Annotated in this window: 8 protein-coding genes; all 8 read right to left on the reverse strand. The window is 64.9% G+C overall.

Annotated elements, in window-relative coordinates; translation table 11 throughout:
• Positions 1-5 precede the first annotated feature (5 nt).
• Complete coding sequence (locus tag ACE3QM_RS02305; protein WP_374419923.1) at positions 6-3,548, reverse strand: hypothetical protein; 3,543 nt, start codon at positions 3,546-3,548, stop codon at positions 6-8.
• The gene (locus ACE3QM_RS02310) at positions 3,545-4,234 is read right to left on the reverse strand and encodes a hypothetical protein (RefSeq protein WP_231465135.1); all 690 of its coding nucleotides are present in this window, start codon (positions 4,232-4,234) and stop codon (positions 3,545-3,547) included. The genes ACE3QM_RS02305 and ACE3QM_RS02310 overlap by 4 nt, the downstream gene beginning before the upstream one ends.
• A gap of 94 nt (positions 4,235-4,328) precedes the next feature.
• Positions 4,329-5,030, reverse strand: a complete 702-nt coding sequence (locus tag ACE3QM_RS02315) for a hypothetical protein (protein WP_048410899.1) — start codon at positions 5,028-5,030, stop codon at positions 4,329-4,331.
• Positions 5,031-5,511: 481 nt separating this feature from the next.
• Positions 5,512-5,940, reverse strand: coding sequence for an NUDIX hydrolase (locus ACE3QM_RS02320; protein ID WP_231465137.1), 429 nt, complete (start codon positions 5,938-5,940; stop codon positions 5,512-5,514).
• Positions 5,937-6,932 carry an ADP-glyceromanno-heptose 6-epimerase gene (rfaD, locus tag ACE3QM_RS02325; RefSeq protein WP_048410898.1) on the reverse strand — a complete coding sequence of 332 codons (996 nt, stop codon included), beginning with the start codon at positions 6,930-6,932 and terminating at the stop codon, positions 5,937-5,939. Before rfaD ends, ACE3QM_RS02320 begins: the two co-directional genes overlap by 4 nt.
• Before the next feature lie 56 nt (positions 6,933-6,988).
• On the reverse strand, positions 6,989-7,567 hold the full coding sequence (locus ACE3QM_RS02330) for a DUF924 family protein (RefSeq protein ID WP_374419926.1): 579 nt from the start codon (positions 7,565-7,567) through the stop codon (positions 6,989-6,991).
• 36 nt (positions 7,568-7,603) lie between these two features.
• Positions 7,604-8,566 (reverse strand): D-glycero-beta-D-manno-heptose-7-phosphate kinase, encoded by a 963-nt coding sequence (gene rfaE1 / locus ACE3QM_RS02335; protein WP_374419928.1) that lies wholly within the window; start codon positions 8,564-8,566, stop codon positions 7,604-7,606.
• An 8-nt stretch (positions 8,567-8,574) separates the two neighbouring features.
• Positions 8,575-9,894 carry a UDP-glucose/GDP-mannose dehydrogenase family protein gene (locus ACE3QM_RS02340; protein WP_374419930.1) on the reverse strand — a complete coding sequence of 440 codons (1,320 nt, stop codon included), beginning with the start codon at positions 9,892-9,894 and terminating at the stop codon, positions 8,575-8,577.
• Positions 9,895-10,079: the final 185 nt, after the last annotated feature.

Genomic DNA, 10,079 nt, shown 5'->3' on the forward strand with positions numbered 1-10,079 from the left:
GTCCTTCAAGATTGAGACTGGTGGGTAAGCGCCGCCGGTTCGGAGTCGGGGTCGGCGGCTGGCGGCGGCTGGTCCTGGTTGTAGATCGCGTACCAGCCAAGCCCGGTGGGCGTGTCCGCGTCGGGATTGCCGAACAGGAAGAACGAGGTGGCGCCATTGGGCGGAATGCGCAGCAAGCCGAGAAACTTGAGCGCGATCTCATTGAGCAGCAGCAGATAGCCTTGCTGCTCGGCGTTGTACAGCAGCCGGATCGCGCCGATGGAAAGCTTGACCACGGTTTGCAGGCTGAACAATTCGCCGCCCGGCCCCGCGCCCGGCAAGGCCATGCCGACATGGGCCTGGTAGCCGGCGTCGCCGTCGGCCGCGCCGCTGTCGTCGGCCCAGGCCAGCAACAGGGTGGTGTTGAGATTGACCTTGGACGCCAGCGCGCCCAAGGTGCCCAGGTTCACGCGCAGCGACAGGCCGTGCCAGTTCCGCTCGGCCACGCCTTGCAGGCCATAACTGGTCGCCACCGCCAAGAAACCCTTGGCCGCCGGCGTGCTGTCGGCCGCGCCGGACAAGAGGCCGTTCAATTCCAGCTGGAAATCGCGATACAGGCCTTGCTTGCGCGAATGGCTGGCGGCCAGATTGAAGGACAGTTCGTTTTCCTGCATGGTGATCACGGTGGGCCCCGCCGCGCCGCCGCCAAGCGGGAAGGCGATGCGCAAACCCAGGCCGCTGAAACACAGCCCCTGGCCGGCCACCGGCTCGTCGCCGTCGGCGCCGAAGGAAAACAGGTCGAAAGGCGGCTGTTCCTCCTCCTCGTCCTTGAGCACGGTGAACTGCATGAAACCCGACATGGCCAGCCAGGACACCGCGCTGCCGCCGGCACCGTCATCGCGCGTGGACAGCACCGCCGAGGCGATTTCCACCCCGGTGAGCACATTGTTGCGCAATGAGAACAGCGCCGGCTGGACCGAGGCCAATGAGTACACCGGCGCGCCGCCATTGGTCTGAAAACCGCCTTGCAACAGCACCGCATTGTAGATATTGGCCTGCCCCTGATCGGCGACCATGCTGTCCACCCGGCTGCCGAACAACTGGTTCACCACCACCTGGGCCACGCTTTCGAAACGCTGCACCGCGGTGTTCTGGAACAAGGCCTTCAGGGTCAGCAGGCGGAATTCATAGGTGGCGTCGGCATCCTGCGGCGGAATCGCATGCGCTTGCGGCTCGTCCTTATAATCCGGATCCAGGTAGTAGATCAGCCCGAACAGCGAACTGGAATCGGTCTGAGTCACGGTCTTGCCGTCGATCTGGCTCAACTCGACGCCGATATGATGGGCGGCGAAGGCTTCCGGCTGAGTCACCCCCGCCAGCAGGCCCAGCAACTCCGCCGGCACTTTTTCGATATCCACCCGCAGCAGCAGCACGCCCTGCCAGTTGGGATCGCGGATGATGCGGCAGAAGTTCTGGAAATAGGGATTGTCTTGCTGCTCCAACGCGCTGGCGAAGTATGCGCTCAGCCAATCCGCCAACGGGGTCAGCTGCGACGCGTCCGGCTGCCCGTCCGCTCCCAGCGGCGCGGCGAACAGATTCTTCTGCGTCCATTGCGTGGGACGCGTCACCAAGTCGACCAGGCTGCCGGGCACGCCCTTGACCAGCATCACATTGCGGTAATCGCCGTAGCGGTTGCCCTTGCCTATCGCCGCCTTGAAGCGCCAGCGGTCGATCTCCAGCTGGTCATAGAAGCGCGCCGGGCTGGCCGGCGGGTCCTCCGGCATCACGCCGCTGGCCTCGACGCCCAGTTGGGTGGGATTGCACACCGGCAGAAACAGATTGTCGGTCTGAAACGCCGCCTGCAAGGCCGTGGACGGCGCGGTGAAGCCCAACTGCCATTGCGGCTGCCCGCCGGCCATGATCTGCGCCAGCAGCAACCGGCTCCAGCCCCGCTCCGCGACGCGGGCGATGAAACCGGCCGGCGTGGCGGCGTTGTAGCCGGCGGCGTTGCGCGCCGGCTCCAGGCCCAGGCTGGCGCGCGCCGAGCGCGAGGCCTGGGCGGAAGCGGCGTTGATGCGGTTGCGCCGGGTGGGGCTGACGATCTGGCTCTCCAGCAGCTCCATCTGGCCGGCCAACAGGTCCTGATCGCCGGCGCCGCGGCGGAAGGCGGCGAATGGCAGCAGCGGAAAGCTCAGTTCACCGTTATTGGGCAAGGCCAGTCCGGGGTCCTTGGGTTCCAGCAGATCGCGGCCATCCTCCTTGCCCCCCTCCGGCAGGCCGAACAGATCGGCGCCCTTGGGCGCGGCGGCGTAGTGGGCGTTGGCGCCCGGTTCCTTGGCCACCACCGTGCACCAGGAGGTGCGGTAATCCTGATTCAGCAGCAGGGCCGTCGGGTCCAGCGGCGGCCCCACCGGCGAGCTGGGCTGCAGCGGGAAGACCGGCGCATAGGCCGGCAGCCCGCCGCTGGCGCGCAAATACGCGCCGCCGCTGACGAAGCCTATGTTTTCGGAACCGGACAGTCCGGCCAGCAAGTGCTGCGGCTGGCCATCTTCCACTCCCGCCACCCGCAGTTCGAAATCCCCCACCGGCGCGAAGCTATAGCCCAGGTATAGCGGCGTCCTGCCGGCGCCGGGATTGACCACCAGCCCCGCCGGTCGCCCCGCCGCAGCGTCCAGCACTGGACGCAGGCTGACCGTCATGCCATAGACGGTGCGGTAGTAGGACACCAGGTCCTGGCTGGCGCCGGCGGCGAACCAGAACACCGTGGGCGTCGCCGGCAAGATATTGTTGGGGTTGACCGGGTTGAACTGGGCGCTGAAGGCGAATGGATCGATGGGATTAGGCTCGCTGCCGTTGACCAACGGCAGATAAGCGCTCAAGTCCTTCACCGGCTGCTCCGAGCCAGCGCGGTCCGCCGCCGGATTGGGCACCAGCAATTGGAAACCGCAGGCGAAGTTGAGCTCCAAGGCCTGACGCGCGGTCTTGAAGCCAAAGCGCCAGCTGCCCAGCGCCGTGCCGGCGAACGCCAGGCTGGCGCTGTAATCGTCCTGGTACAAGGTGGGCGCCATGCCGCCGCTCAAGGTGGCCGATGGTGAGTTGCGGCGGGTCAACATCAAGGCGTCGCCGGACTCGGCCACGGTCAACGCCGCGCCGGAGGCGATGGCGACGCCGATGCCGGCTCCGCCGGTCAGGCTCAAGTCCAGGCCATTGCTGGAGCTCCAGCCGCCGCCGGAAGTGGAGAAGGACAAGACCCAGCCCTTTTCCTTCGCCTCCGGCGCCTGCTCCGCCCGCGGCAACCACACCAGGGCGCGGCCGCCGATGATGGTGGCCAGAATCGCATCCAGCGCCGCGATGAAGGCCGCGGCCTTGTCACCGGTCAAGTCAGGTTCGATCGCGCAATAGACGAAGCTGCCGCTCAGCTCCGCATTCTCCAAGGCATCCGACAAGGGCACCGGACCGGCGGGCGCCGGCGCGCCGGCGGCCAGCAGCCAGGCCCACCAGCCGGCGCCGGCCAGGTTCGCCTGATTGATGTACAAGCGACTGCCCGCCATCCGCTCGAATGCGATCATGTCTTCTCTCCCTGATAAGCGCCTATCGTGAACGTCGTCGACGCCGCCAGCGACGTGCGTCCAAGCGGCAGCGCCTGCATGAAATAGCCAACCGTATAGCTGGTGTTGATGGTCAGTTGCAGGCCGTCCAGCGCCAGGTAGCCGGAATCGTCGTCGCGCGGCACCGGCATGCTGCGGATTGGGTCGCCGCTGTAAGGCACGGCCGAACCCTGCCAAATGCCCACCCAGTTGCCGGCGGCCTTGGGCTGATAGGCCGTCAACACCTGGTACTTGAGTTGCAGCACATTGCTGTTTACATACACCGTCTGCAGCGACACGCCGTCATAGACCCAGGCCGCCGGATTATCCTGCTCGCCCGCCGGCAGATAGACGCTGGCGCATACCGCCTGCGGCGTGCCGGCCACCGCGTAGGCGATGACATAGCCCTTGGCTTCGTAATCGAAATTCAGCACGCGAGTGGAACTGGAGCTGTCGTCCAGCAAGGCGGCTTTCCCGACCGGGGATTTGTCCCACGGCACCTGGCTGGCGCTGCTCTCCCAAGCGTATAGCCGGTTATCGAATGTCCGCGGCTGATTGGCGGTATCGGTCACATAGTTGGCCAGCACGCCGTCCGGCATAGGCACGCCGACCACGTTGACGAAGACTTGGCGGCCGGCATTGTTGCTCAGCAGCAGCAAATTCGACATGAGGGTCTGAACGGTGCTTGATCAGGAAAAACCGCCATCGACCGGCGCGCCCAGGACATGGCCATGCGCGCCGGTCGCTTCATGCGCGGGAGGATCAGGCCTTGCCGACGGTGAAGGTGGAGGTGGCTGCCAGCGAGGTGCGGCCGGACAGCTGGTCCACCATGAAGTAGCCGATCGAGTAGGTGGTGTTGATGGTCAGTTTGACGTTGTCGAAGATCACGCTGCCGCTGTCGCCCCCCTGGGTGACGTTGACTTTCTTCAGCGGATCGCCGCTATAAGGCACGGTGGAGCCCTGCCACAATCCCAGCCAGTTTTTATTGGCCACCGCGTCATAGGACTGCAGCACCTGGTATTGCGCCTGCACCAGGTTGGTGCCGACATACAGCGTTTTCACCGAGTTGTTGGCGTACTGCCAGTCTTGCGGGCTATCCAGCGAGCCTTGCGGCACATAGATGGTGGAGCACACCGCGTTGGGGGTGGCGGCAACGGCGTAACCCAGGATGTAACCCTTGTTTTCGAAGGCGAAATTGATGAATTGGGTGCTGGTGGAGCTATCGGTATCGATGGCGGTGTCACCCGTCGGCGATTTGGCCCAAGGCACGATATTGCTGGTGCTTTCCCAGACATAAATATGGTTGCCGTATTTCTTCGGCTGGTTGGCGGTATTGGTCACGTAATTGACAATCGCGCCGGTGGCCGCGGGTACGCCGACGAAATGGATGGTCACGGTGGAGCCATCGTTTGCGGTCAGCAGCAGCTTGGTTTCAGCGTCCTTGAGATCCTTGAGATCGCCCATGGTTTTCAACTCTCTATGGTGCAAGGCAGCCGATGCGGCGCTTGCGATTGATCGGAACCTTAGCTCGCGGCCGGACCGTCCACGATCCACTCGTGGGCGGTCCGGCCTGCTTCTTTTGATAGCATCCGACTCAAGCCGACTCAAAAAATAAATTATTTGTCATTCTTGGTGTTTTTGATCTAGAACTAAGCTGTTCTTGCCTTATCCGCTTATGACATTTATTTAAAAACACATAAAAATCATTGACTTAAAAAACAATAAGCCGGCACCCTCGCTCCATCGGCCGCCCAAAATAAAACAGCCTCCCGTCAAAAATGACAGGAGGCTGTTTGGTGTCAAACCGCATCAAGAAGTCCAGCCGCCACGCGGCGGCGATACGGCGTTGAAAACATGCTCAAAATGCTCATGTACCACGAGTACATTCCGCTTCCTCAGCCGCAACGCCTTGTCCCGCTCTTGCTCGCGAGACTTGGAACTGGCTTTAAGGCAGCATCGCCAGCAAATCCTCGGGAAAGTAGGCGGCGCCGGACGCGGCCAGTTCCGCCGGCGACCACCAGCGGCCCCGCCCCATCACCCGCCGCTCAAGCTCGGTCCAGCCGCCGTGGTCCAGCCGCGCATGCTCGACGCGGACCAGGAAGAAATGCTCGAGCGCGCGCACCCGCTCGCCATCCAGCATCGTCAACTCGAATGCGCTGCACACCAAGGGCGGGCCGGGATCGTCGATGCGATGGCCGGTCTCCTCCCGGCATTCGCGGCGAGCGGCGTCGGCCAGGCTTTCGCCGTCCTCGACCTCGCCGCCCGGCGTGAACCAGTATTCGACCCGGTCCGCCGGCTGATAGGGAAAGAGCAGCACCCTGCCCGCCGGGTCCAGCATCAGCAGCCGCGCCGCCCGCCGGACGCGCAGCGTCATTGCTGGATCAGCCAGTCCACGTAGCGGTCCACGCCCTGTTCGACGCTGAACAGCTCGGCGCCGTAACCGGCGCTGCGCAGCTTGCCGATATCGGCCTGGGTGAAGCTCTGGTACTTGCCCTTGAGCGCGTCCGGGAAGTCCACGTATTCGACGATGCCCTGAGCCACCATCTCGTCCAGGCTCAGCGCCGGCTGGCCCTCATGGCGGCGGCAGGCGTTGACGGTGGCCACGGCCACGTCGTTGAACGGCTGCGACCGGCCGGAACCCAGGTTGAAGATGCCGCTCTTTTCCGGGTGATCCAGGAAATAAAGATTGATCTTGGCCACGTCCTCCACCGACACGAAGTCGCGGCTCTGCATGCCGTCGCCCCAGCCGTCCCAACCGCCGAACAGCTTGACCTTGCCGTGTTCGCGATACTGGTTGAAATGATGGAAGGCCACCGAGGCCATCCGGCCCTTGTGCTGCTCGCGCGGGCCATAGACGTTGAAGTAGCGGAAGCCCACCGCCTGCGCGCTCAGGCCTTCCTTCATGCGCTGGCGCAGCACTTGGTCGAACAGGAACTTGGAATAACCGTAGACATTGAGCGGGCCTTCGTACTGGCGCTCTTCCTTGAACACGGTGCCCTTGCCGTAGGTGGCGGCGCTGGAGGCGTAGAGGAACTGGATTTCCTCGTGCTGACAGTAGTCGAACAGGGCCAGCGTGTACTGATAGTTGTTGTCCATCATGTACTTGCCGTCGTGGTTCATGGTGTCGGAACACGCGCCCTGATGCAGGATGGCGGACAGCTCGCCTTCGAACTCGCCTTCCAGCAGCAGCGCCAGGAAGTCATGCTTGTCCATGTAGTGAGCGATTTCGCAATCCACCAGATTGCGGAACTTGTCGCCGCTGGACAGATTGTCGACGGCGATGATGTCGGTGACGCCGCGCTCATTCAGCGCCTTGACCAGGTTGGAACCGATAAAACCGGCGGCGCCGGTGACGACGATAGTCATGTTTTGCCTTTCCGCCGCCGGCCAATCGCCGACGGCGCGAGAATATTGCTGCGCGTTTAAAAACCGGAGCCGGGCTCGGCCAGATAGGCCTTCTCGTCCGGCGTGTCCGCCCGGCCCAGCGCGGCGTTGCGATGCGGGAAGCGTCCGAAGCGGACGATCACCTCGCGATGGCGGTGCGCGAAATCAATGTAGCGCGCCATCGCCGGATCTTCGCGCATGGATTCGAACAGGCCGATGGCCTGGTCCTGGTCCGCCAGCGCCTCGCTGTGCTCGAACGGCAGGTAGACGAAGGTGCGAGCGATATTGGGCAGTTGCCGGTCCAGGCCCCGCGCCACCATATCGCGCGCCAGCGCCAGCGCCTGAGCGTCGGTGGCGAAAGCCTCGGCCGAGCCGCGGAACAGATTGCGCGGGAATTGATCGGTCAGAATCAGCCAGGCCAGGCCGCGGCGGGCGTCGCCGGCATCCGGCGGCAGCTCCCCGGCGCGCGCCTGCAGCCAGGTTTCCAGGAAACGCTCGCGGATAATGCCGTCGAACACTTCATCCTTCTTGAACCAGGCCGCGCGCGGCAGCGACAGGAAGCTGTCGTCGCCGCCGCCGAACCAGAACTCCAAGATGGCATCGGTATAGTGCTGCATGCGTTCTCCTTCAAGATCCAGCCTGACTGGACGGGATCACACGGCGAAAAGTTCGCGCTGGCTGCACACCGCGGTGCCCAGCTTGCCCACCACCACGCCGGCGGCGGCGTTGGCCAGGCTCATCGCCACCGGCAGCGGCTGGCCGGCGGCCAAGGCCAGACCCAGCGTGCCGATCACGGTGTCGCCGGCGCCGGACACATCGTAGACTTCGCGCGCGAAAGTGGGCTGGTGCACCACGCCCTCGTCGCGGTACAAGGTCATGCCTTCCTCGCTGCGGGTGATCAGCAAGGCGTCCAGCGCCAGCGTCGCGCGCAGCGCCTGGGCCTTGGCGGTCAAATCGCCTTCCGACGCCCAGCGGCCGGCCACCTGGCGGAACTCTCCGCGGTTGGGCGTCAGCAGCGTGGCGCCGGCGTACTTGCTGTAGTCGTCGCCCTTGGGATCGATCAGCACCGGCTTGCCGGCCTGGCGCGCCAGTTCGATCATCTTGCTGACATGGGTCAGGCCGCCCTTGCCGTAATCGGACAGGATCACCACATCGTGATCGGCCAGGATCTGCTGGTACTCTTCCAGCTTGCCGGCCAGGATTTCGTGGCTGGGCGCGTCCTCGAAGTCGAGACGGATCAATTGCTGCTGTCGCGCCACCACGCGCAGCTTGATGGTGGTGGCGATGGAGGGATCGCGCTTCAGCGAGGTGACGATGCCGTCCGCGGCCAGCAGGCGTTCCAGCGCCGAGGCGGCTTCATCGTCGCCCACCACCGACAGCAGGGTGGCCCGGCCGCCCAGGCCGGCGATATTGCGCGCCACATTGGCGGCACCGCCGGCGCGCTCCTCTATGCGCTCGATCTTGGCCACCGGCACCGGCGCCTCCGGCGAAATACGGGTGGCGTCGCCGAACCAATAACGATCCAGCATCACATCGCCCACCACCAGGACTTTCGCTTGCGCCAGCGCGACGGCCAGCTTGGAGCTATCCAGCCCCAGGTCTTGCATCAGGCCCATGGCTATCCTCAGCGGCCAATCGCGAAGTAATCAAAGCCCTGCTCGCGCATCCAGGCCGGGTCGTACATATTGCGGCCGTCGAACACCAGCGGCTGCTTCAGCGCCCGCTTGACCGCGTCCAGGTCCGGCGCGCGGAACATCTTCCACTCGGTGACGATCAGCAGAGCGTCGGCCTGCTGCAGCGCCGCCATCATGTCGTCGGCGAAGCTCAGGCCGGCGATATCGCTCATCACTCGCTGCGCCTCGTGCGTGGCCACCGGGTCGAAGGCCACCACTTCCGCGCCGCGGCGGCTCAGTTCTTCCGCGATCACGCGGCTGGGCGCTTCGCGCATATCGTCGGTATTGGGCTTGAACGCCAGGCCCCACATCGCGAAACGGCGGCCGCTCAAATCGTCGCCGAAGCGCGCCAGCACCTTGTGCACCAGGCGCAGCTTCTGCAGTTCGTTGGCCTCTTCCACCGCGCTCAACACGCGCAGATCATGGCCGTTTTCCTTGGCGGTCTGCACCAGCGCCTTGACGTCCTTGGGGAAGCAGGAGCCGCCGTAGCCCACGCCCGGATACAGGAAGTGGTAGCCGATGCGCGGGTCCGAGCCCATGCCCAGCCGCACCTGCTCGATATCGGCGCCCAGGCTCTCGGCCAGATTGGCCAGCTCGTTCATGAAGGAAATCCGCGTGGCCAGCATGGCGTTGGCCGCGTACTTGGTCAGCTCGGCGGAGCGCACGTCCATCAACAGAACGCGCTCGTGATTGCGCTGGAACGGCGCGTACAGACGGCGCATCATCGCCGCCGCGCGCTCGTCGTCGACGCCGATCACCACGCGGTCCGGGCGCATGAAGTCGTCGATGGCCGCGCCTTCCTTCAGGAATTCCGGGTTGGACACCACGCTGAACTCCAGCGCTTCGCCGCGCTCGGCCAGGGTCTCAGCCACCGCGGCCTTGACCAAGTCAGCGGTGCCCACCGGCACGGTGGACTTGTCGACGATGACTTTGTAGTCCGTCATATGACGGCCGATATTGCGCGCGGCGGCCAGCACGTATTGCAGGTCGGCGGAGCCGTCCTCGTCCGGCGGAGTGCCGACGGCGATGAACTGCACATCGCCGAAAGCCACCGATTCGGCGATGTCGGTGGTGAAGCTGAGACGACCGGCGGCCACATTGCGCCGCACCATGTCCTCAAGGCCCGGCTCGAAAATGGGAATGCCGCCCTGCTTCAGGATCTCGATCTTCCTGGGATCCACATCCAGGCAGCAAACGTGATAGCCGGTTTCGGCCAGACAAGTGCCGGTCACCAGACCGACATACCCCGTACCAATGACTGTGATTTTCATATTTTATTGAGCCTGATAGTGCTGAATGTCTTGATTGATGGCGCGCAGCACGGCCAGCGGGTCGGCGGCGCGGGGGGGGGGGGGGGGGGGGGCCCCCGCCCCCCCCCCCCCCGCCCCCCCCCGCCCCCCCGGCCTCACCCCCCCCCCGGGGGCGGGGGCGGGGGGGGCCCGGCGGCGGCCCCGGC

This window comes from Chromobacterium sp., assembly GCF_041912965.1.
GTDB lineage: Bacteria > Pseudomonadota > Gammaproteobacteria > Burkholderiales > Chromobacteriaceae > Chromobacterium > Chromobacterium aquaticum.